Source organism: Belliella filtrata (genome assembly GCF_022549775.1).
GTDB classification, from domain to species: domain Bacteria; phylum Bacteroidota; class Bacteroidia; order Cytophagales; family Cyclobacteriaceae; genus Belliella; species Belliella filtrata.
In genome coordinates this window covers 15921-42892 of sequence record NZ_JAKZGP010000046.1, presented here as the reverse complement: position 1 = coordinate 42892, position 26972 = coordinate 15921, and the positions used below count along the sequence as shown (strand labels likewise).

Annotated in this window: 25 protein-coding genes; 8 read left to right on the top strand and 17 right to left on the bottom strand. The window is 38.2% G+C overall.

The features are described 5' to 3' along the window. Positions 1–447: 447 nt before the first annotated feature. From MM239_RS15415 to MM239_RS15370, 10 genes are all read right to left on the bottom strand, one after another. On the bottom strand, positions 448–3687 hold the full coding sequence (locus MM239_RS15415; RefSeq protein ID WP_241349151.1) for a S41 family peptidase: 3240 nt from the start codon (positions 3685–3687) through the stop codon (positions 448–450). A 307-nt stretch (positions 3688–3994) separates the two neighbouring features. Then, on the bottom strand, positions 3995–5125 hold the full coding sequence (locus MM239_RS15410) for a DUF4221 family protein (protein ID WP_241349150.1): 1131 nt from the start codon (positions 5123–5125) through the stop codon (positions 3995–3997). A 7-nt stretch (positions 5126–5132) separates the two neighbouring features. Next, positions 5133–6278: a DUF4221 family protein gene (locus MM239_RS15405; protein ID WP_241349149.1), complete on the bottom strand. Its 1146-nt coding sequence runs from the start codon at positions 6276–6278 to the stop codon at positions 5133–5135. A 7-nt stretch (positions 6279–6285) separates the two neighbouring features. Beyond that, positions 6286–7431: a DUF4221 family protein gene (locus MM239_RS15400; protein ID WP_241349148.1), complete on the bottom strand. Its 1146-nt coding sequence runs from the start codon at positions 7429–7431 to the stop codon at positions 6286–6288. 17 nt (positions 7432–7448) lie between these two features. After that, positions 7449–8591 carry a DUF4221 family protein gene (locus MM239_RS15395; protein ID WP_241349147.1) on the bottom strand — a complete coding sequence of 381 codons (1143 nt, stop codon included), beginning with the start codon at positions 8589–8591 and terminating at the stop codon, positions 7449–7451. A 10-nt stretch (positions 8592–8601) separates the two neighbouring features. Next, positions 8602–9741, bottom strand: coding sequence for a DUF4221 family protein (locus MM239_RS15390; RefSeq protein WP_241349146.1), 1140 nt, complete (start codon positions 9739–9741; stop codon positions 8602–8604). A gap of 10 nt (positions 9742–9751) precedes the next feature. Continuing rightward, entirely contained in the window at positions 9752–10888 is a 1137-nt protein-coding gene (locus MM239_RS15385) for a DUF4221 family protein (protein ID WP_241349145.1), read from the bottom strand. Positions 10889–10898: 10 nt separating this feature from the next. After that, a complete protein-coding gene (locus MM239_RS15380) occupies positions 10899–12035 on the bottom strand; it encodes a DUF4221 family protein (protein WP_241349144.1) in 1137 nt (378 codons plus the stop codon). Positions 12036–12057: 22 nt separating this feature from the next. Continuing rightward, a complete protein-coding gene (locus tag MM239_RS15375) occupies positions 12058–13188 on the bottom strand; it encodes a DUF4221 family protein (protein ID WP_241349143.1) in 1131 nt (376 codons plus the stop codon). A gap of 503 nt (positions 13189–13691) precedes the next feature. Then, entirely contained in the window at positions 13692–15020 is a 1329-nt protein-coding gene (locus MM239_RS15370; protein ID WP_241349142.1) for an NAD(P)/FAD-dependent oxidoreductase, read from the bottom strand. A gap of 155 nt (positions 15021–15175) precedes the next feature. On the opposite strand from MM239_RS15370, the gene MM239_RS15365 reads away from it, so the two are divergent. The 4 genes from MM239_RS15365 (at position 15176) to MM239_RS15350 (ending at position 17263) form a co-directional block, all read left to right on the top strand. Continuing rightward, positions 15176–15883 carry a YebC/PmpR family DNA-binding transcriptional regulator gene (locus MM239_RS15365; RefSeq protein WP_241349141.1) on the top strand — a complete coding sequence of 236 codons (708 nt, stop codon included), beginning with the start codon at positions 15176–15178 and terminating at the stop codon, positions 15881–15883. Positions 15884–16043: 160 nt separating this feature from the next. Continuing rightward, complete coding sequence (gene yjjX, locus MM239_RS15360; RefSeq protein WP_241349140.1) at positions 16044–16622, top strand: inosine/xanthosine triphosphatase; 579 nt, start codon at positions 16044–16046, stop codon at positions 16620–16622. Positions 16623–16710: 88 nt separating this feature from the next. Continuing rightward, the gene (locus MM239_RS15355; RefSeq protein ID WP_241349139.1) at positions 16711–17025 is read left to right on the top strand and encodes a thioredoxin family protein; all 315 of its coding nucleotides are present in this window, start codon (positions 16711–16713) and stop codon (positions 17023–17025) included. Next, positions 17006–17263, top strand: coding sequence for a DUF6952 family protein (locus tag MM239_RS15350; RefSeq protein ID WP_241349138.1), 258 nt, complete (start codon positions 17006–17008; stop codon positions 17261–17263). The genes MM239_RS15355 and MM239_RS15350 overlap by 20 nt, the downstream gene beginning before the upstream one ends. A gap of 67 nt (positions 17264–17330) precedes the next feature. Here the strand turns inward: MM239_RS15350 and MM239_RS15345 are convergent, their stop codons facing one another. After that, positions 17331–18317: an NTPase gene (locus MM239_RS15345; protein WP_241349137.1), complete on the bottom strand. Its 987-nt coding sequence runs from the start codon at positions 18315–18317 to the stop codon at positions 17331–17333. A 112-nt stretch (positions 18318–18429) separates the two neighbouring features. On the opposite strand from MM239_RS15345, the gene MM239_RS15340 reads away from it, so the two are divergent. Next, positions 18430–19344, top strand: coding sequence for a M28 family peptidase (locus MM239_RS15340; RefSeq protein WP_241349136.1), 915 nt, complete (start codon positions 18430–18432; stop codon positions 19342–19344). A gap of 258 nt (positions 19345–19602) precedes the next feature. On the opposite strand, the gene prmA is transcribed toward MM239_RS15340, so the two are convergent. Next, a complete protein-coding gene (prmA, locus tag MM239_RS15330) occupies positions 19603–20433 on the bottom strand; it encodes a 50S ribosomal protein L11 methyltransferase (RefSeq protein ID WP_241349134.1) in 831 nt (276 codons plus the stop codon). A 122-nt stretch (positions 20434–20555) separates the two neighbouring features. Further along, on the bottom strand, positions 20556–21317 hold the full coding sequence (gene tpiA / locus MM239_RS15325) for a triose-phosphate isomerase (RefSeq protein ID WP_241349133.1): 762 nt from the start codon (positions 21315–21317) through the stop codon (positions 20556–20558). 72 nt (positions 21318–21389) lie between these two features. On the opposite strand from tpiA, the gene MM239_RS15320 reads away from it, so the two are divergent. The 3 genes from MM239_RS15320 (at position 21390) to MM239_RS15310 (ending at position 22820) form a co-directional block, all read left to right on the top strand. Then, positions 21390–21902: a regulatory protein RecX gene (locus tag MM239_RS15320; RefSeq protein WP_241349132.1), complete on the top strand. Its 513-nt coding sequence runs from the start codon at positions 21390–21392 to the stop codon at positions 21900–21902. 241 nt (positions 21903–22143) lie between these two features. Continuing rightward, positions 22144–22473, top strand: coding sequence for a SelT/SelW/SelH family protein (locus tag MM239_RS15315; RefSeq protein ID WP_241349131.1), 330 nt, complete (start codon positions 22144–22146; stop codon positions 22471–22473). Between the two features lie 5 nt (positions 22474–22478). Next, a complete protein-coding gene (locus MM239_RS15310) occupies positions 22479–22820 on the top strand; it encodes a n-acetylglutamate synthase (protein WP_241349130.1) in 342 nt (113 codons plus the stop codon). Positions 22821–22857: 37 nt separating this feature from the next. On the opposite strand, the gene fucP is transcribed toward MM239_RS15310, so the two are convergent. The 4 genes from fucP to MM239_RS15290 form a co-directional block, all read right to left on the bottom strand. Beyond that, entirely contained in the window at positions 22858–24096 is a 1239-nt protein-coding gene (gene fucP, locus MM239_RS15305; protein ID WP_241349129.1) for an L-fucose:H+ symporter permease, read from the bottom strand. Positions 24097–24188: 92 nt separating this feature from the next. Beyond that, positions 24189–24971 carry an L-fucose dehydrogenase gene (locus MM239_RS15300; RefSeq protein WP_241349128.1) on the bottom strand — a complete coding sequence of 261 codons (783 nt, stop codon included), beginning with the start codon at positions 24969–24971 and terminating at the stop codon, positions 24189–24191. Between the two features lie 5 nt (positions 24972–24976). After that, positions 24977–25819, bottom strand: coding sequence for an amidohydrolase family protein (locus MM239_RS15295; RefSeq protein ID WP_241349127.1), 843 nt, complete (start codon positions 25817–25819; stop codon positions 24977–24979). A gap of 24 nt (positions 25820–25843) precedes the next feature. Continuing rightward, positions 25844–26851 (bottom strand): zinc-binding alcohol dehydrogenase family protein, encoded by a 1008-nt coding sequence (locus MM239_RS15290; protein ID WP_241349126.1) that lies wholly within the window; start codon positions 26849–26851, stop codon positions 25844–25846. Positions 26852–26972: the final 121 nt, after the last annotated feature.

Sequence of the window (26972 nt, the reverse complement as noted above, 5' to 3'; positions counted from 1 at the left end):
GCAAAAACACAAAAACTGGTTTAATTAAAAAAAAGAATTCCCTGGAAACAGGGTCATGGGAATCCTATGTCTATTTTCTAAAGCAAATTGATCAAACTACTTCAATTATTTAAAATCGGAATTGCTGCTGAATTATATTGTATTTGGGGAATTGAAAGAAATATGTTACCAAGAATTCTTAAAGAAACTATCAAAGTGAAACTATTAAAAGGGAAAACTTTAGAGATTTTGTATAATAGCATAGAAAAGCCTCCTATCAAATGATGAAAGGAGGCTTTTCAAATTTTACTACCAAATCAAGTTCAAGAATTGTGATTCAATGTCGTTTAGATTAGAACTGCCCTGTTTTCCTTCAAATAGCCCATGTGTGAGATAAACCCCAATACGTTGGCCTAACCGGTCAAGTCTTCTTAGCTTAAGTAAACAACATTAAACTGTGTTCTCAAACTACCTCTCTTCATATTTTGGCCTATTTGGTCTTTTATAAGCTTCTGAACTGTTTAGAAGTCGCAAGACTTCTTTAATTGCCGCTTCAAGTTGCGCATCTTTACCCTTGGCCAAGCTTCCAAAATCTTCTACTACTTCGATATCTGGGTCTACACCGTGACCTTCTTTGAACCACTCGCCATTTGGATCATACATCCTGAAAGTCGGGACTGTTACAGAGCCGCCATCTATGAGTTCGGGTGCACCAGAGATTCCAATCAGCCCTCCCCATGTTCTGGTTCCTATGAGTGGTCCTAGGTTTCTTTTTCTGAAATAATCTGGAAAAGCATCCCCACCTGAACCAGAGAAGCCATTGATGAGCATTACTTTTGGTCCAAAATTTCCTGAAGGTGGCCAATCCCAGTCTTCACCATCTCTTACTGCCCAGTGCGCTAATGGTCCCCTGTCAAGCAGTTCGATAAATCTATCTGGTATCTGCCCTCCGTTGTTGAATCGCTCATCGATGATAAATCCTTCTTTGTTCATCTGTCCGTAGAATTGACGGAAGAGTTCATTCTGTCCATCTACTCCTGTACTTGGGACAAAGATATAACCTATCTTACCATTAGTTGCTTCTTCTACACGCTCCCTGAATCCATTGATCCATGCTAGATTTCTCAATCTTGCTTCTGAGGAAAGTGACTTTACCAAGACTTTTCTAGCTCCTGAAGTATTTGGACTACCATTTACAGTGAGTTGAACAGTTTTATTTGCGAGCCCTTGAAGCGCAGCATAGATAGAATTCTCATTGTCTAAAGTTTGACCATTGATTTCAAGAATGTAGTCACCCTCTTTGATATCAACACCAGGCTTTTGTAATGGAGACCTCACTTCAAGATCCCAGGGCGCACCTTTGATGATTTTTTTGATTCTGTAGGCACCATTTTCAAAAGAAAAATCAGCTCCAAGGTAACCCACATTGATGCTACTGGCACTTTCCATACTTCCACCACTTACATATGTATGTGAAGCATTGAGTTCAGCTATCAAGTTTCCGATGATGCTGTTGACATCTCTTCTAGAAGTAGCTTGAGTGACTAGGTTGCCATATTTTGTTTTCATGCTATCCCAGTCTACACCATGCATGGTAGAGTCGTAGAAGTAGTCTCTTTCGAGCCTCCATACTTCATGGAAGATTTGTTTCCATTCTTCTGCCGGAACTACAGCTATCTTCATGTCCTTGGTAGGTACAGCATCTTCTATGTTTTTTCCAGGAGCTGGGTCTATCACTCCCCATTGGCCTCTTGAGCTTACGAGGAGTTTGTTGCCATTGGCGGATAATTGGTAGCTACCTACACGTTCCATGATTGTCTTGGATTCTTCTTCTTCAAAATCATAGAACTCCAGCTTTGAGGTTGTTCCAGATGCACTTCCTGAATTTGGATACCTCAAGTATATCAGCTTGTCTTTGGTGGTTGCCAATGATGCAATATTACCTACTTCAATGTCTAGCATCTCAAGCCTCTCTTCAAAACCTTCAACTTCAAAAGTTATTTTATCAACTTTGCCTTCGTCCTTCTTATCATCTTCTTTTTTCTTATCATCATCGCCATCTTTTTTCACCTCTTGGGTATCATTCTTCAATGTGAGCAGTGAAGGAACTGATTTCGCAACAGTACCAACAGCTATTCCAGTGGTATTTGGATAGATGAAAGTGTTGTCTATGTCAGAATACAGTGGGTCAAAATTTCTGTTGGTAGTGAAGAAGAGGTACTTACCGTCTCTACTGAATACTGGTGAATTGTCTGCATAAAAGCCAGAAGTAATCTGACTGACTTTATTACTGGCTAGTTCGTATAGGTAAATTTCTGAAGTTGCTCTATTTTGCTTAGACATGCTGTAGACAACATATCTACTGTCTGGAGACCAATTTACTTCAAACCCTTGTAGGTTACCTTCAAACATGTATTTGCCTTTGTCAATGACTTTTGCAGCACCACTGTTGATCTCAATCATCATGATTTCCATGGCCTGATTGATCGTAACAATCTTTTTACTGTCTGGTGACCAGTAGATATTGTAGTAAAACCCTTTTTTGAATGAGGTAAGCTCTTTGGTAGATTTCTTTTCTAAATCTTTGACATGAAGTTGGTATTCCCCTGAGGCATCTGACCAATAGGCCAATAGTCTACCATCTGGAGACCAAGAAGGATACCTTTCTGCAACGCCACTTGTAGTGGTCTCATTGGTGATAAACCCTTCACTTGCAGGTAAGTTGAAAACATCACCACGTGCTGATACCAATACTCGCTTGCCATCAGGTGAAATGCTTGCAGATTGCATGTAATCAGAGGCATTTGTAAGGATTGGCATGAGTGCTTTTTGATCAGAAATAACTTTGACTGGAATCTCTTTGCTTCTTGAAGAGGCAATATTGTAAAGGTAAAGTTTGCCACCTGCCTCGAATACGATTTCTTTGGTGCTGTTAGAAGGGAAAGTGATGTCAAAGTCCTCAAATGAAGTCAATTGACTATGATTTTTGCCTTTGATATCATATTTCCAAAGGTTGTTTCGTCCTTCTGGCCCATTGTCGGACATGTAGAAGATAGCATCATCGATCCACATAGGAAGTTCATCGTTGGCATCATTTGAAGTGATGTTTTCTGTTTGAAGGTTTTCCAAGTTGAAAACTGTGATATCAGGAGCTGTCCCACCTCTGTATCTTTTCCAATTTCTATTTACCCTACTTCTATCTGTGTAGGCGATAGATTTTCCATTAGGAGAAAATGATCCAAACTCTCCATAAGGTACTGCAAGCTTAGAGGGATGCCCTCCTGTCACTGGTACGGTGTAGAACTGTGAAAACCTCTCTTTGCCACTTTCACGACCTGAGGAAAAAAGGACAGACTTGCCATCAGGTGTCCACCCTAGTACAAGGTCAGACATCCCATGATATGTCAAGCGTTTTGGAATTCCACCAGTGGAAGGCATGACGTAAATATCATTGTTGCCATTGTAGTTAGCTGTAAAGGCTATTTGGTTTCCATCTGGAGAGAACTTGGGATACATTTCTGGGCCTTCCGGGGAAGTAAGACGGTGTGCAGTACCGCCTTCTTTAGCGACCAACCAAATATCATCTCCATAGCAGAATACAATATGGGTGTCTGAAACATCTGGATGTCGCATCAGGCTAGCATCCAATTGCGCCAATGCCGAAGCAATTGGGGATAGTGATAGAATCAATAATAACAGTCTTTTCATTAATATTTGGGTTAAATGTAATCCACGCTACTGAACTGGAATATGTAGCAATGGACTGAACCTTTGATAAATTTTATCTCAAATTACAGAATTTGATCGAAAACAAGTGGTCAGCATTGAGATATTGAGACTCAGAAGCGATTGAAAATTTAATGCCATCAATACACTAAGTATTGTAAGCTATTGATTTTAAGGTTATTATATTTGAATATTCAGGTATTTGCTTTAAAATAAGTTCGCAACCGTCCCCTCATCGGACAGCAAGCCGTACAATAGACAAAAATGTTCGGTGTAGCTTTATAAGCTATCAATCAAGTTTAATCCTTACAAATCCCAATTCATCGTCAATGTTTTCATAAAGCCAAATGGTATTGTTTAAAAAGAAATATCTTGATGGTTCCTTAGTGTAATGCTCTAATTTTGTTTCTTTAATGATTTTTAGATTTTTATCCAAAAGGGTTAAAAAAACTTCTGATCTTAAGAATTTTGGATTTCCATATTCATCTGGCTCTTCCTCATACTTGTTTTTGAAGGACAATCGGACAAATTGTTGAGAAACCGGATCCCATTTTGGAGTCATAAAGTTTATGGACTCAAAAAACTTTCTTCTGAAGACCATACCTTTTTCTATATCCACTTTTGAGGGCATTTCAGTTTCATTTTTATTACCTGTAAGCTTGCTATCCCAAGGAATCAAATACAAAGAATCTAAGGACATATCATAAACATAAGCTTCATTGAAAGCATCATTGGTCATAATAATTCTTCCAGCGTTGAATATTGGAAAAGGAGCGACACGAAACGCACCACCAGAGGTAAATTCCATGTGAAATTCATCAAGCTTTTCTGTCTCAGGTAATGGAATTTTATGATAAGTTTCTTTTTCCAAATCAAATTTCATGATAAAAAATTCTTTTGGTTCGCTTTTGATATAAACACCAAAAATCTGTGAGGGATCATTAGGGTGTTCGACCAATCCCATAGGAAAGGATGATGCACCTTTAATTTCTTGTGGTCCAAACTTATCTAGGTTTAGATCCTTAATTTTTTTACCCGTCTGGTCAAAAACTGCGTTGAGCCCATAGGACCAGATCATAATTTGCTCATCAGATGTCAAGGAATAGCCACCAATATAGGATCCCATCCCATTAGGCCCTTCTCTCTCAAATTGAAGTGTTTTTTCTAGGGTCAATGTCTCTAAATTGATTTTATCAAACTTGGATGAATTAAAAACATAATTAAAGAGAAATTTTCCCTCATTTGAAAGCTCGGGATAGCTGAGTCCATATCGTAAATCAATATGCCCTTCTCCAGCATCGACCACTACTGTATCCATAGTCAAGTTAAACTCATAGCTCTCCAGAGATTTGTTTTTCTCAGTAGAGCAAGCTGTCACTAAGATCAGCCCTGAAATCAATCCAATTATAATTTTTTTCATCTTTATATTAGTTTATGGTCATCCTCACAAAGCCCAATTCATCGTCTATATTTTCAAAGAGCCAGATGGTGTTATCGATATAGAAATGGCTTGGAGGAGTTTTGGTGTAGCCTTCCAATATGGTTTCTTTGATGATATTTAAGTCCTTATCCATTAGTGTTAGGTAGACTATAGCACTTGATTCAGTTAACCTGCCATTTTCATCCTTCTCTTCGCTAAAGGCTGTTTTATGAGATAATCGTACATATTGCTTACTTATCGGATCCCATTGAGGCATCGAGAAATTTATAGACTCTGAAAATTTCCTAGTATGTTCTTCTGCCTCTTCCATTTGCGCGATTTTAGGAAGCTTCGCTTCGTTTTTGTTGCCGGTCAGTGAACTCTCCCAACTTTTGGTAATTAAGGAATCTATAGCGGTATCAAAAATGTATGCTTCATTGAATGCGGTGGTAGTGAAAATGATCTTATCTTCTACTATAATTGGACGGGGAGAGCTAGGGTGATAGCCTCCTGCTGCCTGTCCATTGTACTCAATTTCCATCCTAAAATCATTGAGTTTTTCAGGAAATGGAAGAGATATTCTTTTGTAACTTCTATTTTCCAAATCAAACTTAATGAGGTAATATTCATTGTCATTCCACTGTACAAAAAAACCATAAATTTCATTTGGTTTACCAGGTATTTCAATCAGTCGGATCGGGAATGATCCATTTCCATTCAGTTCTTCATTAGCAATTTTATCCAACTCTAGGTCTTTGATTTTCTCTCCTGTTGGACTGAAAATGGCATAGAGTCCATAGGACCAGATCATGAAGTTGTTCTCTGGTGTGATGGAGTATCCTCCAATGTAGGAACCAATGCTATTTGGCCCATCTTTTTCAAACTTTATGGTTTTTTCTAGTTCTAGTGTTTCTAAATTTATTTTATCAAAAGTGGCTTGACCATGTGTATAGTGGTACAAATACTTTCTATCTTTTGAAAGTGCTGGGCTACTAAGTCCGTAAACCAAATTGATAATCTCATTTCCAGCATCTACCACAACTGTATCCATAGTCAAGTTAAACTCAAAGCTCTCCAGAGATTTGTTTTTCTCAGTAGAGCAAGCTGTTACCAAGATCAGCCCTGAAATCAATGCAATTATATTTTTTTTCATCTTTATATTAGTTTATGGTCATCCTCACAAAGCCCATTTCATCGTCTATATTTTCAAAAAGCCAGATTTGGCCATCTTTGACAAAGTGCTTGGTTGGTTTATTCTGGAATTCAGGTATTTTTGATTCTGCGATGAGGTTAAAATCTTCATCAAAAATGCTGAGGTAAACTTCCGCACCAATTGGCTTAAATGCGCCATAGTCGTACTTCTCTTCTCCAAAAATTGTTTTTACAGCAAAACGATAATATAATCTATTTTTTTCATCCCAATTAAAACCCCCAAAGTTGATATCCTCTTCTGATAATCTAACAGATTCCCACAGTTTTTCATATTCAACTTCTTTTGGATACTGAAACCTCTTTTTGTCTCCAACCAATGGGCCGTCCCAAGCCTTAAATGATAAAGAATCCGTGACAATATCATAGATATACGCATAATTATAAGCGTTTGATATAATGATTGTCTTATTCTGATCGACTGTATATTCTACATCTTTATTTAAGCGCCCAACCTTAGAACCATTAAATAAAATCTCTGAATAAAATTCAGTGGATTTATTTATTTCTGGAAGATCTATCTTTTTGAAACTGGCATCGGAAAAATCAAAAATCAGGAGACTTATTGTGTTGGTATCCCATTCATCATACAATGTCAGAAACTTATCCTGCTCATTTGGGAATTGGGTGATTTGAAACAACTCAAAATCTTCAGGAAAATCTGAATCTTTCAGAATACTTTCTATTGATAAGTCACGAATAAGCTTACCTTGATGATCCCAGATCCCTTTTTTTTCATAAGACCAAAATATGATATTGCCATCTGGACTACTAGCGATGTATCTAACATATAAACCTACCCCGTCAGGCCCTTCTTTTTCATATTTGATATTATCCACTAGCTTGAGCTCGTCAAGGTTAATTTTCTCAATGGTAAAGGCACTGCGATTCCAATTGAAAAAGTATTTTCTATCATTAGAAAGATCTGAAAATAGAAGCCTATCATTCAAATTCAAAAATTCATCTCCAGTATCTACCATAACTGTGTCAAAGGAATAGGTAAGTTCGGTCAGAATCGTAATTTCTCTATTAGAATCTCTATTGCCTCCACATGAAATCAATAATATAAAAGCAAATAGGAGAATTAGGTTTTGCATTTCTAGCTATTTAATTTTTACTTGATTTTCATCCTCACAAATCCCAATTCATCGTCTATATTCTCAAAGAGCCAGATTTGGCCATCCTTGACAAAGTGCTTGGTTGGTCTATTCTGGAATTCCGGTATTTTTGACTCAGCAATGAGATCAAAGTCTTTATCAAAAATGCTCAAGAAAACTTCGGCACCACTGACTTTATAAGTTTCAAACTCCGTCAATTCTTCACTGTAGATTGTTTTAACTGAGAATCTGTAGTACTTTTTATTTTTCATGTCCCAAAGAAATGGACCATAATTGATTTCTTCATTTGCTTTTCTTATAGCCTCGGCTCGCTCTTTTCCTTCAGCTGGTACTTCTTTTGGAAGTTGGGTAGTTTGTTTGCTGCCAACCATTGGCCCGTCCCAAGTTTTGAAATAGAGTGAATCCGCCTTCATGTCATAGATGTAAGCTTGGTTGAAAGAATTCAAAGCCAATATGATTTTATCATTATAGACTGTTTGCATGGTTCCTGCATTGAAGCTACCCATCCATTGTCCTCCATTTAGCAAGGTGATTTCGAATTCAGCTAGCTTTTGCAGTTCAGGTAATTCTATCTTTCTGAAACTGTCATCAGAAAAATCAAAAATCAAGAAATAAAAATCAAGAGACCTCCATTTTCTATGAAAGGTAAGGTACTTATCTGGCTCATTTGGAATTTGAACGAGTCTTGACAACATCACTTCGTCGGTATGCTCCGTATTTTCCAATAACTTGTCTATAGGTAATTCACGAATAAGTACTCCACTCTGATCCCATACTCCTTTTTTGGAAGACCAAAAAAGACTATTATCATCTTGTGTTATGGCAAAATCAAATGTGAAAGCTCCGACTCCATTTGGTCCTTCCTTTTCAAAGTTTACTGTATTTAATAGCCTCAATTCATCGAGATCTATTTTCTCCAAGGTGTTGGTATTTCTATTCCAATTGAAAAGATACCTTTCATTAGCTGAAAGATCAGATAAGTAAAGATTGTCATTCAAATGCAAAAACTTGTCCCCAGCATCTACCATCACGGTATCAAAGGAATATGAGAGGTTGGTTTCAATACTGAGACCCTGTTCTTCATCTTTCCCACAAGAATACAGTACCAGGGCAATTATTGGAAGTATTAAGTTTTTCATATTGTAACTTTTAATTGATTTTCATTCTTATAAGTCCTAGCTCATCATCTACATTTAAGTAACAGTAAATCAGGCCATTTTTAACAAATAGAGCTGATGGAACTTTATTGAAGATATCAGAAATTTCCTGCTCTCCAATCACTTCAAAGTTTTCATCGATGATACTGATAAAAACTTTGGACTTTACCTTTTCGTCTCCTACCGTCGGGAGGTTGAAGGAGGCAAATCGGTAAAAAACATTATTGCTTGCATCCCAAAAAAGCTTGCTAAAAAGAATCTCTTCCTTCAGTTTTTTTGTCATCTCTTGCATTTCTTCTATCGTATCAGGGTCATTGGAATAGGTTCCTGACTTTTCGTTTGGAAATAGTGAGTTGGTGATCTCATACAGCCTAAGTTCAGCAGACTGCGGATCGTAGCGGTAAATGGCATTGAAAGCATCACACCAAAAGATCAACTGATCTTTGTGAGAAATAACCTCCAATTTGGGAACATCCGCATAGACTTCCATATACTCCCCATTACTTTTCGAAAATGTAACCCTAAAGTTTTCGCGTTTTTGAAAGGCTTCCAGCGTGATAACTTGCGTTTGTTCTTGCTCAAGGTCTACGACTACTATATTAGAATTTGACTTTGAGAAAAAATTGTTGATCCCGCAATACATCAGCTTACCATCTTCTGAAAAAGCTAGTGGGTTCAATGATTCACCTTCGTCCAGCCCTTCTTTCAACAACTCATTATTTAAGCTTAGATGCTTGATCACCTCACCATTCATTTTCGCAAGAATGATCGACTGGGTAAAATTGTTAAATGCTATCTTCTCATCATTTATCAAGTGAATGTCATAAGGATAACTACCTACCCCATTAGGACCTTCTCTTTCGAAGAGCCTCTTCTCTTCCAATATCAAATTTTCTACATCTATCAGTTCAAGTTGAAATGCCTTAACGTCCCAAAAATAAAGCTTACTACCAGCTTTATTGATCTTCAAGTTGGAGCTTGTACCTGCCATCAAAATTTCCTCCCCTGCGTCTACGACTACAGTATCCATGCTCAGGGTGAAATCAGCATAATCTTTGGCCAAACGTTGCTCAGAATCTCCCCCACAGGAAAACATTGCGAGAGCAATAATTAGTAAAGTAAAATATTTCATATCGTATGAGTTAATTGGCCTTGATCCTAACGTATCCTAACTCGTCATTCACATTGAGAAAACAATAGATCAAGCCGTCTTTAACAAATTGAGCGGCTGGTACTGTTTTGAAAAGATTAGAAACTTCTTTTTCTACCATCATTTCAAAGTTTTCGCTGATGATGCTAAGGAAAACCCTTGACTTACTATCTTCGTCGGCTATTTTTGGCAGGTTATAGGATGAAAATCTGTAGTAAATTTTGTTTTTATCATCCCACAAGAGCTTTGAAAAACTTACTTCAAGGTTTATTTTACTTATTTCTTCAGACATCGCTTCATAGGAAGAAACATCATTTTTGTAAGTCCCCATTTTCTCGTTTGCGGTGAGTGAGCTGATAATCAGCTCAAACTTTAGAGAGTCATTCTTAGCATCATAAGTATACACATTAGTAAATGCATCTGACCAAAAAATAACCTTTTCGCGATTTTTTTCTAAATCAAGACTTGGAGACACCATCGACATTGAAGTTCCTCCATTGGACGCTGACTTGAAGGTAACTCTAAAATTCTCTCTTTTATCAAACTCGGGCAACTCAATCAGATCAGTAGTTTTATTGATCCAGTCAACTTTAACAATATTGGAGTTTAACTTTGAAAAATTCGTAATCTCACAATACATCCAATTCCAATCATCCGAAAATCCAAGTAATGACAAAGAGCTTGTATCATCTAGATTTGCCGTAATCCATTCATCACTCAATTTGATCCTATCTTTGACATTTCCTTCAAAATCTGTGATCACCACCTGATTCCAATCACTAAACGCCATTCGGTCTTCTCCTGCCAAACAAGATTGGTAGGCATCTTTTCCCACTCCATTGGGCCCTTCAGTCTCAAAAGTTTTCTTAGCTAGTAGTTGAAAATTATCTAAATCAACAATCTCTAGGCCTGCGGATCTCCCGTCCCAGTAATATAACCTTCTTGCGTCTCTTGAATATGAATGTCCATAAGGATTGGTCGCTGCCATCAATATCTCATCCCCTGAGTCTACCACCACCGTATCCATACTGATGGTGATATCGGTATAATTTCCAGCCGAACTTTGATCAGAATTTCCTCCACAGGAGAAGAGAAGTAGAGCGACAAATGGAAGTATAGAATATTTCATATCATAAATTTCAATTCACCTTGATCCTAACATATCCCAACTCGTCATTCACATTGAGAAAACAATAGATTAATCCGTCTTTGACAAATTGAGCTGTGGGCACTGTTTTAAACATATCCGAAACTTCCTTTTCCCCGATGACCTCAAAAGCCTCGTTGATTATGTTAATAAAGACCCTTCCTTTTAACTTTTCATCGGCTACTTGGGGTAAATCATATGATGAAAACCTGTAATAAATTTTGTTTTTATCATCCCAAAAAAGCTTTGAAAAGGTCATTTCTAAGAAGTATTTTTGAATTTCTTCTTGCATAGACTCATCGGAAGTAACATCATTTTTGAAATTTCCAATTTTCTCGTTTGGTGTAAGTGTACTGGTGATTGTCTTGAAGTTTAGTGAATCGGTCATGGGATCGTAGACATAAATGCTATTGAAGGCATCTGACCAAAAAATAACTTTGTCATAATTTTTTTCTAACTCAAGACTCGGTGAAACCGTAAGCATTGAAGTGCCTCCATTACTTTCTGTTTTATGTGTGATCCGGAGGTTTTCTCTTTTGTCATACGCTGACAGCTCAAGTAATTGTGTAGTTTTATTCTTCAAATCTACTTTCACTATATTGGAGTTCAATCTTGAAAAAGTTTTGATGCTACAGAACATCAAATCTCCATCATAAGAAAAACCAAGTATTGCCAATGACTCATTATCATCTAATCCATCCTTTATCCAATCATCATTTAAATTGATCCTCCCTTGAACATTTCCTTGCAAATCGACTAATGTTACTTGTTCCCAGTTGATCAAAGCTAGTGAGTGATCGCCTATCAAATATCCTTGCATCGCATATTGACTTACTCCATTGGGCCCTTCTTTTTCGAATTCTCTCTTTTCAATGAGTTCAAGCTTATCCAAATCTATAATTTCCAAACTGGCAGTTCTACCATGCCAGAAGTAAAGTTTATTTTGATCAGAATTTTGGGGGTAATTTGGAAAACTGGTCACCGCCATTGTGATTTCACCTTTGGAGTCAATGACTACAGTGTCCATGGTTATCTGAATTTCGTCGTAAGCCTTGCCGTAGGTTCCCGATTTCTTCTCTTTGCAAGAAATCAAAAACATAAAAGCGATCACAATTAGTAGGTTTTTCATCAACTGCTTAGCTATTTAATAATCAATTGATTTTTAGCCTGACAAAACCCAATTCGTCATCTACATTCAAGTAATTGTAAATCAGCCCATCTTTGACAAACAATGCTTGAGGTCTGGATTTGAAATGTTCGCTGATTTCTTTTTCTCCAATTACCTCGAAGCTTTGATCAAGGATACTCAAAAAGACATTGAACTTGGTTTCCTCATCGTCGTTTAGTTTGGGCTTGGCGTAGTAAGAGAAGCGGTAGAAAACCTTGTTTTTATTATCCCATAGAGGTTGAGAAAAGGAAATTTCCTGATTGATTTTGTTCATCTCTTCTTGAAATGATTCTTGGCTTGACACCTCGTTGCGATAAGTGCCCATTTTCTCATTTGGGGTGAGTTTATTGGTGATCATCTCAAAGGTGACAGAGTCTGTATCATGATCGTAGACATACAAATTGCTGAAAGCGTCCGAAGTAAAAATGATCTTACCATTGTTTTTCAAAGTAGAAATGCCTGGGGCATACATAGACATTCCGCCACCATCATATTTGAAAGTTACTCTGAAGTTTTCTCGCTTATCGAATTCGGGCAATTCAAAAATCTTGGTGGTATTATTCTCTAGATCAACTTCTACGATATTGGAATTAATTTTAGAAAAATTTGTGATAGCACAGTACATAAAGTTACCATCTGATGAAAAGACTAAAGGATTCAAAGATTCTGACTCATCTAAATTTTCCTTAATCCATTCATCTTCAAGTTTGATCCTTTTTTTGACTTTGCCATCAAAATCAATGATTTTTACTTCGTTCCATTCACCAACTGCAAATATTTCATCATTTATATATTTGGAGCTATAAGCATATTGACCTACTCCATTTGGCCCTTCTTTTTCGAACTCTTTTTTTTCTACTAGTTCCAAGAGGTCAAGGTCTATGATCTCCATGCTTGCAGATCTTCCGTCCCAATAGAAAAGCTTATCTAAATCATTGCTATAAGAATACCCAAATGAGCTGGTCGCTGCCATAAGGATTTCATCTTTGGAATCTACGATGACAGTATCCATGCTGATGCTGATATCATCATAGCTTGAAGAGTGAACGGCATCCCCTGATTTACCGCAAGAGATAACTAGAATGGTGAGGAAGATAAGGTAGAGGTTTTTCATGGTATTTGATTGTGTGATTTAAAGAAGAAAAAGTTTTTAGCATCTCCCACAAATCACAAAAATCAAAATCGTTCATAGCCAAAAACTAAATCGATTGTTAATATAAGGCATCAGTACTTTAGATCATACTTAATTTAAAGTAAATTAACATTTTAGCGGAAAATTAACCCCTAAATCTGCCATCACACCAGTAACCATTAGAAATATGTTTAAGTTACTCATTCAGAGCATAACTTACGAAGGCTTTATGATACCCAAGGTGATGCCTTGAGGAAGAGGTGTCATACTTTCAGCCTTGGTATTGCGCTTAATTTATTTTCTAAAACCCGCAAGAGAATTCCGTAATCGATTGATTTATAGTATCAATAGGTCTTCTAGGTTTTACTCAATTATTTCTAATAACTGATTGGTAGTCAATGAAAACCTGAAAGGTCTGCGAATTTTGGCTCTATAGTGAATCAATAGCTGCTAATAAGAAAAATGTAAAACAGGTGAGTTCTGACTTAAGACTCAACCAAATCTTCTTTCTCTTCCTTATTTGGCATTTTTGGTCTAATCAATAGTCTGAGGCTTGGATCGAACGCTAGGTAGTTCCATGCCCAGTTTATGAAAATGAATAACTTGTTTTTCACACCTAGAATAGCCATGAGGTGGACAAAAAGCCAAGTTAACCAAGCGAGTAGTCCTTGGAATTTTATGAATGGTAAGTCTACCACGGCAAGCTTTCTACCTATAGTAGCCATTGATCCGAGATCTTTGTACTGGAAAGGCTTCCAATTTTGCCCATTTGGGTTTTTGATCAGGTTGTCAGCTAGGTTATTACCTTGCTGGAGTGCTACTTGGGCGATTTGAGGATGGCCACTGGGGTGCTCATCGGTAATCATCAATGCCATATCACCTATAACAAATATATCATCTGAACAAGCCAGTTTATTGTATTGATCAACCACCAGTCTACCATTAGGAAGAACTTGATCTTCTATCAAGCCTTTGATCTTATTTGCTTTTACTCCTGCTGCCCACAGCAAAGTTTTAGTCTTAATACTCTCTTTTCCTTTCAGATAGACCAGATCCCCATCATAGTCTGATACCTGGGTATCTAACATTACCTCTACTCCTAAGTTTTCAAGATAGGTTTTCGCTTTCTCTTTGGCGATATCTGACATGCTTGCGAGTAAGTTAGGTCCTGCTTCGATCAAGACCACTTTCATATTCTTGAAACTCAGCTCGGGGTAGTCCTTTGGGAATACATTATTTCTCAACTCAGCTACTGCACCAGCTAGCTCGACTCCGGTAGGCCCACCACCCACGATCACAATATTCATGATGGGTTTACGCTCATCTACATCAGCTACATTGATGGCTGTCTCATAGTTTGCGATGATTTTGTTTCGGATGTAAAGTGCTTCAGAAACAGATTTCATCGGACTACTTTTGGCTTCTACATTTTTTAGGCCGAAAAAATTTGTATCTGTCCCAAGTGCCAATACCAAATAATCATAGTCTACATAACCGACATCTGTGTAGAGTCTTTTCTGCCCTTGATCTATCTGCTTGGCTTCAGCCATTCTGAATGTCACGTTTTTTGAATGGTGAAATACTTTTCTTAAAGGGAAGGAAATAGCACTTGGCTCCAAGCCAGAGGTTGCCACTTGATAGAATAGGGGTTGAAATTGATGATAATTATTTTTGTCTAAAAGTAGCACTTGATAGGGTTTCCCCATAAGCTTTCGTGCCATTTTCAATCCAGCAAAGCCTGCACCGATAATAACAATTTTAGGAAGGTTTGATTGGGGAAGGTTTGGTAGTGGAGAGTTTTTATAAAAATCCATAGGAGATTTGTTAGATGCTAAATTTAGTTACGAATTTATTCAAAAAAGGTCGTAAAAAATTGATTTTTATTGAATACTTGGCATAAACAACATCAGCTAAACGAAGTTCAATAAAAAAGTTTTGTTAATTTTACAGTCGTAAAAATTGTTTTAATATGGGAAGAGCTTTCGAGTTTAGAAAAGAAAGAAAATTCAAACGCTGGAGTAAGATGTCCAAGGTGTTCACTCGCCTAGGAAAGGAAATAGTCATGGCAGTGAAAGCGGGTGGCCCTGATCCTGCAAATAACACCAAGCTGAGAACAGTTATCCAAAATGCCAAAGGTGCAGCAATGCCCAAGGATAGGATAGAAGCAGCGATCAAAAGAGCTTCAAATAAAGATGAGAAGGACTACGAAGAGGTATTGTACGAAGGCTATGGTCCCCATGGTGTGGCAGTGATCATTGAGACCTCTACAGATAATACCAATAGGACGGTTGCGAATGTCAGAAGCTACTTTTCCAAAAGCAATGGCTCACTGAGTACATCGGGTTCGGTAAGCTTTATGTTCAACAAAAAAGCAGTGTTTAGATTTGCTCAAGGAGAACATGATATTGAAGAGTTGGAGCTGGAGTTGATAGATTTTGGACTTGATGAGGTAGCTGAGAATGAGGGTGAGATCTTTGTTTACACGGCATTCGAAGACTTCGGGAATATGCAAAAAGCTCTTGAAGAACGTAGTATTGATATCATCAACGCAGATTTTCAATGGTTTCCGACTACCACAGTTGAGCTGAATGAAGAGCAAGAAGAAGAGATTAATAAATTGATTGAAAAGTTGGAAGATGACGATGATGTAAATCAGGTTTTCACCAATATGGCATAAAAGCTTACCTGCTAGTTGAGTCTGGCAGGTTTTTTTACTTGAAAAGTATTTCTCATAAAGATATGTTTATTGAAAAGGAATTGGGCACATAAGGTGTCGCCTTAATATACTTTCAATACTCAATTTAGAGTGATTTTGCTTTTCTAACAAACATTAAATCATGGCATTTCCAAAGAGAAAAAACATTAAAGAAGAGCAGAGACAATTGCTCGTCATAGTAGGGAGCAAGAATCCTGTAAAAATAAGTAGTACAGATTCAGCCTTTCATCAAGCGTTTGAGAATACTGCATTTCTGGTAGAGGGTCTCAATGTGAGTTCGGAGGTTGGTGATCAACCGATAGGTTGTGAACAGACGTACCTTGGCGCATTCAATAGAGCAAAAAATTCCAAACTTGTTTTTCCAGAAGGAGATTTTTGGGTTGGGATAGAAGGTGGTGTCGAAGAAAATGAAGCTGATGAAATGTCGGCTTTCGCTTGGGTGGTCGTGATCGATAAGGAGGACAAGGTGGGTAAGGCAAAAACAGCCTCTTTTTATCTCCCGAAAGTGATTGCGGACTTGATAAAAGGTGGAATGGAGCTGGGTGATGCAGATGATCAGGTATTCAATAGGGAAAACTCCAAGCAAGGCAATGGAGCAGTAGGAATACTGACCAATGGAGCTGTCAATAGGAAGGAATACTATGCTCAGGCTTTGATTTTGGCATTGATTCCATTTGTTAATAAATCGATCTATATCTAGTACATCAATCTATCATTGAGATTTTCGATTGGCATAAGGACTAATTAGGCAGTAAATTTGCAGTTCTTAAATAGAAAAAATAAAAGCTATGTTACAAGAATTAGAAACAGATACACTAGAAGAGATAGTTGGTCAAAATGATAAGGTAGTAGTGCAATATGGTGCTACTTGGTGTGGCAACTGTAGAATAATGAAGCCAAAGATGAAAAGATTAGCAGGCTCTTATGAAGGGATTATTTTTCTTTATGTAGATGCAGAGAAACTACCTGAATCAAGAAAGTTGGCATCTGTCACTAATCTTCCTACCTTTGCATCATTCAAAGATGGAAAACTAGTCAACCAAGTACAAACAAATAAGGAAGAAGGACTTAAAAATTTGATAGATGAGATTGCCGATAATTAAGCATGTATTAGGCTTCATTGAAGCTAATGATGAAGATTGGGTAAAGGAAACTATTGAGCTTCTAGAAAATATGACGGAAATTTCTTCGTTGAAAGATGAAGAGATTGAAGTGATGGGTGAGCTTCTTTCAAATTTATATGGTACATTAGAGGTCAGTCAGATGATCAAAGATGGAATGGACAAAAAAGAAGCCATGAATGCATTCATGAAGCGCGTCACAGGTTCCATTGACAAATAAAGCGAAAAGTTGTTTTTAATCACCCAGATTTAACACAAAATCGCTAAATGAGGACTCTTCGGAGTCCTTATTGTTTTTTAAGGTTTTCCAAAAACTGACCAAGTGCTTTTTGCCAATTTGGGTCTGCATCCCAATCTGGGCCAATATACAATTCATTTCTGACCAAAAATTTGATGTAGTATTTTACCACTATCCTTGTCGATGAAGATGGATCGGTGACTTCAAGCCCCATGCTTTCCATCAAGTCAGCTTCTCTCCCCTCTACTCTCATCAACAAGAACTGAACCCTATCTCTTATCAGTTCGGCTTCGGGTTTTGCTTCGGTCAAAAACGCTACTTGATGAGAGTAGTTAGCTTTCAAGATTCCTTCCATTCCTCTTTTTTCGGCCACTTGCTCGGCGGCAATAGCTTCAGCAGATTTACCAAGAAGATCATACCTGTACATCGTCAAAAACCCAGCTTCTCCAACAGTGCCCGAAAGAGGAATGCCTAGCTTGAACACATCAAGGTTTAGTGGATTTCTTTTCAGAAATCTACGCTGAGAAGTTGGAACAGTACCTTCAGGTGTTGGGTATTCCGGTACATCAAGCACAAGCATATTTTTTGATCTAATATTCTTCCCCAATGCTTCTAGACTCTCTTTCATGCTAGCAGCATCCGGCATTTGAAGAGAAAATTCAGCCGCATTGGAAACAATGTTTTTGTTATTGGTATATGGAGTGATTGTCAGCGCTATTTCTCCATTCGGTTTTCTTGTGAGCAGAACGATACTTTTGACCTGCCGCTTATTGAATGCTTCAGCATATCCAGCTTGGGTCTCTTCAGACAAGGCTACATCTTCGAGTTCATAATATGCCACTGGATCACCACCAGCTGCTACAAGCCCTGGATGTACATTTTCCGCTATATCCGTCCAATTCATAGGAGGTCTAGCCTGTGGTGCCGCAGAGATCATTACTACAGCTTTTCCATTCAAAAAACTTTCAGGCAAGCCCTGACCATTCATGGACATTGACATAAAAAAAAACAACAGCATTGCTGAGATATACTTCATATTTTAAGATATTGCCAAAGTTCTGATTACTTCACGAATATAGTGAACGTGACCAGATGATAATAATTATTCAATTGATTTAACAAATATATCAACCCAAATGAATTTCTCAATGCAAAAAAAATTAGTGTGTTGTTTTATTGTGCTGAGCAGCTGGCTTTTCTGTTTTTCCTTGAAAGCGCAACAAGTAGATCATGACCAATTGATAGCTGATATCAAATACCTGGCCTCTGAGGAGCTTGAAGGTAGGAAGCCACTGAGCGAGGGAAGCTTGAAAGCAAGAAAGTATATCAAAGACAGGTTTCAATTACTTGGCCTAAGTAGCCAATACACGGATTATACACAGTATTTTGATTTTACGAATAGAAGAGATGGAAGAACCTATCAAAAGGCTGCCAATATTGTGGGTTTTATCCCTGGGAAAGAAACTGAAAAGATCATCGTGATCATGGGACATTATGATCACCTTGGTCAAAGGGGAGAAGAAATGATTCTTGGTGCCGATGACAATGCCTCAGGAACGGCCGCAATGATGGCTTTGGCTGGATATTTTGCAGATAATAAACCTAGGCATTCTATGATGTTTGTAGCCTTGGATGCTGAAGAAATGGGGATGCAAGGAGCAAGAGCCTTGGTTGCTGATTTTCCTTTTCCATTAGATCAAGTAAAAGTAAATATCAACATGGATATGGTCAGTAGAAATGATGATAACGAACTCTATGCTGTAGGTACACATCACTATCCATTTTTGAAACCTAGTTTAGAAAAGGCTGCTAAAGGGAAGTTTCCGAAGCTTATGTTTGGTCATGATGTACCAGGGTCGGGAAGTCAGGATTGGACAAATGCATCTGATCATGCACAGTTCCATCAGAAGGGGGTTCCGTTTATCTACTTTGGTGTCGAAGATCATCCAGATTACCATACGCCAAGAGATACTTTTGAAAACATTCAGCCTGAGTTTTTCAAAGCTGCAGTTGATTTGATTTTGGCTTCTTTGATTGAGCTTGATACAGATTTGTTGGATTGATGAGAACGGCAAACATTCAAAAAGAGAGGAAGTATAGTTCAGTCTATACTTCCTTTTTTTGTAAAACTGTATTTTACTTTTTAATACCCTTATACTGATACCAAAACAAAGCTGGGAAAATTAAAGCTTTTAACTTCCAATCGTTTTTCTCAGAGATCGAAAGGCTCATATCTTCGTGAACTGTACGATACATTTTCCCTGCTAACAAGCAGTGAGCAATTAGTAGCAAAAAAATGATGGCGTATACAATTAACTCTGTCATATTTTCTCAAAAATTAATGCTGCCCAATTGTCTTTATCTTTTTGATCGATCATCTTGAATCCAACGGAAATAGCTTTCTGCTCAATATCAGGAATATCATGAGTATAGAATCCGCTTAGTAATAGGTTTCCATGAGTTTTGACCAAGGAAGCATATATTGCTAATTCATCAAGAAGGACATTCTTGTTGATATTGGCTAAGACGATATCAAATGTGCCTTGAGGAGCAACTTCTCTGACTGTACCCAAGCCCATTCGCACATCCTTCATGCCATTGAGGTCAAAGTTCTCATTGCCATTTTCTACACACCAATCATCAATATCAAAAGCTTCTACTTGAGATGCACCCAACTTGTGTGCCATGATAGCTAAGATGCCAGTGCCAGCACCGATATCGATTACCCTTTTTCCTTTATGATCCACTCGGAGCTGGTGAGATAGCATCAAAAAGGTGGTGGCGTGATGACCTGTACCAAAAGACATTTTTGGGTTGATCAAGATCTCATGCTTGACCTCAGGCTTCGGAGCATGAAATGAAGCCCTTACATACACAACATCACCTACCAGAATAGGGTCGTAATGTTTTTCCCATTCTTCATTCCAATTGACTTTTTCCATTACACCTTCCTCTACCTCTATAGATGCAACATCTTGATACTTTGCTATGACTGCATCATATGATTCTTTGTCAAAAGTAGACTCTTCGATATAGGCATCGATACCCCTTTCTGTTTCCAAAAAGGAGTCAAACCCTACTTCTGATAGCTCCGCAATAAGGATCTCACGAAAATCTTCTTTGCAATTAATCTTAAACTCTAAATACTGCATAAATTGTTGTTGGAAAGGGGACAAAAGACCTGACAGGTTTGATCTTGACAAACAGCTATTCTTTATCGAATATCAGATAAATCAATGTAGAATGAAAACCTGGCAGGTCTAAATTTTGGCAATTAGAATGACTTGATGATATCTACAAAGTCACGTGACTTCAAAGAAGCTCCACCGATCAATCCTCCATCCACATCTGCTTTGGAGAATATATCTTTGGCATTGCCTGGGTTACAGCTTCCACCATAAAGGATCGACGTATTGTCAGCTGCTTCTTGGCCATATTTGCCAGCCAAATGGTCTCGCAGAGCTTTGTGCATTTCTTGAGCTTGGTCCGAAGAAGCAGTCTTTCCAGTGCCGATAGCCCAGATTGGTTCATAGGCAATCACGATTTTTGCAAAATCCTCATCACTCAAGCCAAAAAGACTTTCAGTCAATTGGTTTTTCACATAATCCTCATGCGTACCAGCTTCCCTGATTTCCAAAGGTTCTCCACAGCAAAATATAGGAGTAAGGCCATTTTCCAAAGCTTGTTTTACTTTGGCAGTAAGTAGCTCATTGCTTTCATTGAAGTATTCTCTTCTTTCGCTGTGACCAATGATCACATAGGTAGCTCCAAAAGATTTGAGCATAGGTGCTGAAGTCTCTCCAGTGAAAGCCCCTGAAGCTTTGTCAGAGCAGTTTTGACCACCTAAAAATAGGTTTGGGGTATCACCTACAAGTTTTTTTACAGGGAAAAGGTGTACAAAGGGAGGGTTCAATACAACGGTTACATCCTTGATGTTTTCATCTTTGTACATATTGACAATCTCTGTGGTTAATTTTTGACCTTCATCAAAAGTGAGATTCATTTTCCAGTTTCCTGCTACGATTTTCTTACGCATGGTATTAATGGTTTGGTTAATAGATTTGAAAAAAATAACATAAGCCGTTACTTTGCCACAAAATTACACAAAATGTCCTACCCACGAAACGAATATGGAAATGAACAGCCTAAAAAGTACTGGAGCCTTCAGGAGGCAAAGGTAAAAATAGCTGCTTATTGTGCCTATCAGGATCGTTGCCAAAAGGAGGTCAGGACCAAGCTCCACGAAAAAGGAATCTATGGGGAGCAGGCGGAGGAGTTGATTTCAGAGATGATCAGTGAGAATTTTCTGAACGAAGAGCGATTTGCGCAATCTTTTGTCAGAGGAAGGTTTCGCTTGAAAAAATGGGGTAGAAATAAAATTTTGCAGGAGTTGAAATTCAAAGGAGTCAGCCCGAATTGTATCAAATCAGGGATGAAAGAAATAGATCCCGAGGAGTATTTCCAAATCCTCTGTCAAGTCGCAGAGAAAAAATGGAGAATGACCAAAGAGACGGATTCCTTCAAAAGGAAATACAAAGTCCAGCAGTACTTGATGTCAAGGGGGTTTGAGATGGATTTGATATTGGAGGTGATGGAGGTAGTTGGGGAGTCTGATGGTTAAATCGTATTTGATATACTGAAAATGACCATTTTTCTTTGAGAAGTATGTCTAGTTCAATAGGTTTTCATTCTTTGAAAATTTTGAATAGAACTTTTGTTTTCTTAGTTTCATGAATGGTTTAGAACTAAGTTATGAGGAGAACAGCAAAAAAATTACGCTGCCTTTAAGAAGGTAAATTAATTTTTACATTTTGATCTATTTATCTTCATTACTTTCAATTTATCAAGTAAAAATTAAATCCATGCAATCCGAAAAGCCTACCCAACCTCTAGGAAGTTTTCCTGACGAGAACTTTAACCAAGTCGAAATCCATTATTGCACGCAATGTAGGTGGATGCTAAGAAGTGTATGGATGGCGCAGGAGCTGTTGACTACATTTGAAGGAAACATCTCTGCTATGACGCTACGACCAGGTACTGGAGGGATTTTTGAAATCTATGTCAATGGGACTTGTCTATGGTCAAGAAAGAAAATGGAAAGATTTCCAGAAATCACGGAATTGAAACAGCTTGTCCGTGACATTTTAGCACCAAATAAGAGCCTTGGGCATGCTGATAAAAAAGACAAATAGATTTTATGATCAATTACCACAACAAGAAATTCAAAGCCATCAGTAATTCTACAAATGGAGAAGTTTCTTCCCAAATGGTGTTTCATTACATCCAAGTTGGGAATATCCTTACTTGTGAATACGCTGGTGGTAGAATAATCAAAGGCCATTTGATCGGCTTGGTAGATGACATCGGGAACATAGATATGAGGTATCATCAGGTCAATGATAGTGGGGTTATCATGACGGGTACATGTAAGTCAACACCAGAAATCCTCTCAAATGGAAAGATTCGCCTACTTGAAAAATGGCACTGGACTTGCCAAGATTTTTCTGCGGGCGAATCTATCTTAGAAGAACTCGGGTGATGGATATAGACTTTTTTATCTAAACGGTTTTTGATTATTATTTGGCTTTTGAAATCCTCCCAAAATAATACACTACTGAAAAGCACAATATCGGTATGATAAATGCCAGCTTGATGCTACCAGTGTAATCTGACAATTGTCCTTGTAATACAGGTAATACAGCACCGCCCAAAATCGCCATGATCAAGCCTGCACCACCAATTTTGGTATCTTCCCCAAGGCCTTTGAGTCCAAGCCCAAAAATTGTCGGGAACATTAAAGACATACATGCCGAAACTGCTATCAAAGCTATGACACCAAAATAGCCACTACCCACAATTGCCAAACCCAAGAGTAGCATGGCTGCAACTGACAAAAACTGCAAAAGTCTAGCTGGTTGGATGTAGTTCATCAGGTAGGTACATATAAACCTAGAAATCAAGAATACAACTAATGCTGCTATGTAATAAGTGGAGGCATCAGCTTCCATGATAGAAAGCTCTTCCATGACATACCTGATGGTAAAAGACCAAACCCCTATCTGAGCCCCTACATAAAAGAACTGTGCTACCACAGACATCAGGTAGCTTTTATTTTGGATCAATCTAGAAAATGAAGCCTTCAAATGAAGCTGGTCATTGTCTTTGGCTTGAGGCATGGAAGAAAAGAAAATAATCAGCCATAGCACTACCAGCACCAAAGCTACTCCTACATAAGGCCCCATGACGGCTTGTAATTCTCGACCCTGCATCTCCTGAAGCATTCCAATGTCCATGTTACTTCTTTCTTCCATAGATGCAATATCAAGTTTGGAAAGTATGAAGTACTTACTCAAGATAACTCCCGAAATAGATCCGATTGGGTTAAAGGATTGTGCTAGATTCAGCCTTTTAGTCGCTGTCTCAGGCGAGCCTATCTCCAGAATATAAGGGTTGGCGGCAGTCTCTAGGATCGAAAGTCCTCCAGCTAAAATGAACAAGGCCAATAGAAAATGACTGTACACCATCGATTGACTTGCTGGGTAGAATAGCAATGCTCCAGCAATAAAAAGTCCTAAACCAATCAAAATGCCTATTTTATAACTATATTTTTTGATCAAAAAAGCCGCAGGGAGTGCCAGGCAAAAATATGCACCATAGAATGCACTTTGTACAAAGGATGTCTGAAAATCTGACAAACTTAGCACCCTCTTGAATGCAGCCAATAAGGTATCGGTCATGTTATTGGCCAGTCCCCACATAAAGAATAGGCTCGTTACCAAGACAAATGCAAGCGCATTTCTACTGTTTTTAGTCATGATGGATTTTGGGTTTAATAGTTGTTTTCCAAGGACTAGTTATTAGAGATTTTGCGTTTTTCTCATTTCCAATCCATTTATGTTTGAGCTTTTCAAGTTATTGCCCTATCCAAGTGCACATAACCTCCATCAGCATGTAGGAACTGACCCGTGGTATGGTTTGACTTGCTTGAAATGAGAAATACTGCAAGGGATGCTATCTCTTCTATTTTTGTCATTCTACTTCCGAAAGGAACTTTTGAAGAGATTTGCTTTTCTTTTTCTTCAGGATTGTCAAAAGTCACATTTAGCCATTTTTTATAATATGGAGTCATGACTTCTGCTGGGATGATCGCATTGACACGTATGCCAAAAGGAGCTAGCTCCAAAGCCCATTCTCTCGTCAACGCTAAGTGAGCACCTTTGGCTGCGGCATAGCCAGAAGTACCACCTTGCCCTGTAAGAGCTACTTTTGAGCTAATGTTGAGAATATTTCCCTGACTTTCTTTGAGATAGGGTAGTGCGAAATGCACCAAATCAAAATAGTGGTTGAGATTGAGCATAAGAGATTTACGGAATGCTTCAGGCCCCTTTTCTAGGCTTGCCCCATCGTTACTTCCAGCATTATTGATGATACCGTCTAACCTGCCATATTTTTGGTAAGTGAAGTCAATTGCCTCTTTGCAATAGAGAGTGTCCTGAAGATCTCCAAGGATGTAATCAGCCTGAAGACCTTGGTCTTTGAGTTTACTTACGAAGTTTGTGGTAGTCTCTCTGGACCATGAAGCAATTATAGGTATTCCGCCTTCTAGCGCTATTGCTTCACTGATTCCACCACCGATTCCTTCAGACCCTCCAGTGACGATATATACTTTATCTTTTAATCCTAAATCCATGCTATTTACTGTATTTTATAAAATTTAACCGCATTTCCTCCCATGATTGAAGCCTGCTCTGTGCGTGATAATTTGCTGATGTATTGAGTTACAATGCTTTGGACAGCATCATAAGAGCCTGAAAGCGTACATACAGGCCAGTCAGAACCATACATCAGCCTATCTGACCCAAACTGCTCAAGGACAAAATCCATGTAAGGTACAAAGTCATTATATTCCCACGTGCCCCACTTAGCTTCTGTTACCATTCCAGAAATCTTGCAAGATACATTTTCATATTGAGCAAGTTGTTTGATTCCCTTTTTCCAAGTTTCCATGTCATTTCCACCTATGGAAGGTTTGGCAATGTGATCTAGCACAAATGCTTGATGAGGTAATTGGCTTACGGCTTCTGCGGCAGTTGATAATTGTTTTGGGAAAATTAATATATCATAAGTATAACTAAACTTGGAAAGTAGCTTCAACCCTTTCATAAAATCTGCTCTCAAGATATAGGCATCGTCTTCTTCATCCTGGAGTACGTGTCTAAACCCTTTGAGGAGAGGTCTGGAAGCATATGTTTCTAACTTTGTTTCGAGCTGAGAGGATTGTAAATCAGTCCATCCTACTACACCTTTGATGATGGAGTTCCCTTGTGCTAAATCTAAAAGAAACTCAGTTTCTTCATCACTTTGATCAGCTTGTACAGCTATGCATCCATCCAAGTTTGATTTTTCAAGTAGAGGGATTAGGTCTTTCGGCAAAAAGTCACTTTTCAGCACAGACATACTGTCCTCAATCCATGCATGCTTATGCGAGTCATACTTCCAAAAATGTTGATGGGCGTCTATTTTTAGGGATTGTGACATGGTGTTATTTTGGGGTTTCAGAGATTAGAGATTTACAGTTGCTTTGATCACTTGTGTTTCAGGATTGATCCAACTATCAAAAACAGCTATCATATCTTCAAACGCTGCTTCATGTGTAATAAAGGATTCGGTAGGAAATAATTTTTCGCCTAACATATTGATCACAAAGTCAAAATCCTCATGAGTTGCATTTCTACTACACATAATGGTGGATTCCTTTGCATGTATCCCGGGGTGACTGAACACCAGCTCACCTTTGGATAGCCCAACAAGTACATACCTGCCACCATGACTCATATAGTTAGGACCAGACTCTAGCGCCACTTTACTTCCAGTGGCATCGAAGACTGCTTGACAGTTTGAGCCTGCTGTTAGAACTTTGATTTCTTCCTCTGCACTTGGTCTTGCGATTACACCATGATCCACACCGATTTGGTCTTTTGCATATTGTATTCGCTGTGGATTGATGTCTAAGGCAATTACTGTGGCTCCTTTGATTTTTGCTATCGCCATGATGGCTAAGCCAATCGGGCCACAACCCATCACGAGTACATGCTCGCCTGCCTGGATATTTGCTCTTCTGATAGCATGTGCAGCAATAGCCAGAGGCTCTACAAGTGCCATCTCACTATAGCTTAGGTTTGGTGTTCTTAGCAAAGACCAACTTGGTACAGCTAAGTATTCTTGCATACCTCCGTCCACATGTACGCCCATGACACGCATATTGACACAGCAATTGGTCTTACCTGATTTGCATGCGATACAATTGCCACAGTGTAAATAAGGAATGAGGATTACTTTTTCACATTTTGCAAAATCTGATTTATTGGACTCTTCAACGACAGCTGCCAGTTCATGACCTAATATCCTGGGGTATGAAAAGTATGCCTGGTTGCCCGCATAAGCATGGATATCCGTACCACAAATTCCAATTTTCTTAATAGCAATCAATACTTCACCTTCTTTAAGGGTAGGTTTTTGGGTTTCTTTTAAAGTGAATTTCCCAGGGTTTTCACAGACAATATATTTCATATTTTTACTTTAGAAAAATGGAAGTCAAATTTAACTTGACTTCCTTTTTAATATGTGTTTTGGTATCTAATGAGGATTTTATTTTCAGAAATGTTAATTTAACACTTATTAAATCAACTTT

What these genes read in the sequence shown, in the direction of transcription:
- MM239_RS15415 (WP_241349151.1), bottom strand. Translation starts at nt 3,687, where the DNA reads ATGAAAAGACTGTTATTATTGATTCTATCACTATCCCCAATTGCTTCG.
- MM239_RS15410 (WP_241349150.1), bottom strand. Translation starts at nt 5,125, where the DNA reads ATGAAAAAAATTATAATTGGATTGATTTCAGGGCTGATCTTAGTGACA.
- MM239_RS15405 (WP_241349149.1), bottom strand. Translation starts at nt 6,278, where the DNA reads ATGAAAAAAAATATAATTGCATTGATTTCAGGGCTGATCTTGGTAACA.
- MM239_RS15400 (WP_241349148.1), bottom strand. Translation starts at nt 7,431, where the DNA reads ATGCAAAACCTAATTCTCCTATTTGCTTTTATATTATTGATTTCATGT.
- MM239_RS15395 (WP_241349147.1), bottom strand. Translation starts at nt 8,591, where the DNA reads ATGAAAAACTTAATACTTCCAATAATTGCCCTGGTACTGTATTCTTGT.
- MM239_RS15390 (WP_241349146.1), bottom strand. Translation starts at nt 9,741, where the DNA reads ATGAAATATTTTACTTTACTAATTATTGCTCTCGCAATGTTTTCCTGT.
- MM239_RS15385 (WP_241349145.1), bottom strand. Translation starts at nt 10,888, where the DNA reads ATGAAATATTCTATACTTCCATTTGTCGCTCTACTTCTCTTCTCCTGT.
- MM239_RS15380 (WP_241349144.1), bottom strand. Translation starts at nt 12,035, where the DNA reads ATGAAAAACCTACTAATTGTGATCGCTTTTATGTTTTTGATTTCTTGC.
- MM239_RS15375 (WP_241349143.1), bottom strand. Translation starts at nt 13,188, where the DNA reads ATGAAAAACCTCTACCTTATCTTCCTCACCATTCTAGTTATCTCTTGC.
- MM239_RS15370 (WP_241349142.1), bottom strand. Translation starts at nt 15,020, where the DNA reads ATGGATTTTTATAAAAACTCTCCACTACCAAACCTTCCCCAATCAAAC.
- MM239_RS15365 (WP_241349141.1), top strand. Translation starts at nt 15,176, where the DNA reads ATGGGAAGAGCTTTCGAGTTTAGAAAAGAAAGAAAATTCAAACGCTGG.
- yjjX (WP_241349140.1), top strand. Translation starts at nt 16,044, where the DNA reads ATGGCATTTCCAAAGAGAAAAAACATTAAAGAAGAGCAGAGACAATTG.
- MM239_RS15355 (WP_241349139.1), top strand. Translation starts at nt 16,711, where the DNA reads ATGTTACAAGAATTAGAAACAGATACACTAGAAGAGATAGTTGGTCAA.
- MM239_RS15350 (WP_241349138.1), top strand. Translation starts at nt 17,006, where the DNA reads ATGAGATTGCCGATAATTAAGCATGTATTAGGCTTCATTGAAGCTAAT.
- MM239_RS15345 (WP_241349137.1), bottom strand. Translation starts at nt 18,317, where the DNA reads ATGAAGTATATCTCAGCAATGCTGTTGTTTTTTTTTATGTCAATGTCC.
- MM239_RS15340 (WP_241349136.1), top strand. Translation starts at nt 18,430, where the DNA reads ATGCAAAAAAAATTAGTGTGTTGTTTTATTGTGCTGAGCAGCTGGCTT.
- prmA (WP_241349134.1), bottom strand. Translation starts at nt 20,433, where the DNA reads ATGCAGTATTTAGAGTTTAAGATTAATTGCAAAGAAGATTTTCGTGAG.
- tpiA (WP_241349133.1), bottom strand. Translation starts at nt 21,317, where the DNA reads ATGCGTAAGAAAATCGTAGCAGGAAACTGGAAAATGAATCTCACTTTT.
- MM239_RS15320 (WP_241349132.1), top strand. Translation starts at nt 21,390, where the DNA reads ATGTCCTACCCACGAAACGAATATGGAAATGAACAGCCTAAAAAGTAC.
- MM239_RS15315 (WP_241349131.1), top strand. Translation starts at nt 22,144, where the DNA reads ATGCAATCCGAAAAGCCTACCCAACCTCTAGGAAGTTTTCCTGACGAG.
- MM239_RS15310 (WP_241349130.1), top strand. Translation starts at nt 22,479, where the DNA reads ATGATCAATTACCACAACAAGAAATTCAAAGCCATCAGTAATTCTACA.
- fucP (WP_241349129.1), bottom strand. Translation starts at nt 24,096, where the DNA reads ATGACTAAAAACAGTAGAAATGCGCTTGCATTTGTCTTGGTAACGAGC.
- MM239_RS15300 (WP_241349128.1), bottom strand. Translation starts at nt 24,971, where the DNA reads ATGGATTTAGGATTAAAAGATAAAGTATATATCGTCACTGGAGGGTCT.
- MM239_RS15295 (WP_241349127.1), bottom strand. Translation starts at nt 25,819, where the DNA reads ATGTCACAATCCCTAAAAATAGACGCCCATCAACATTTTTGGAAGTAT.
- MM239_RS15290 (WP_241349126.1), bottom strand. Translation starts at nt 26,851, where the DNA reads ATGAAATATATTGTCTGTGAAAACCCTGGGAAATTCACTTTAAAAGAA.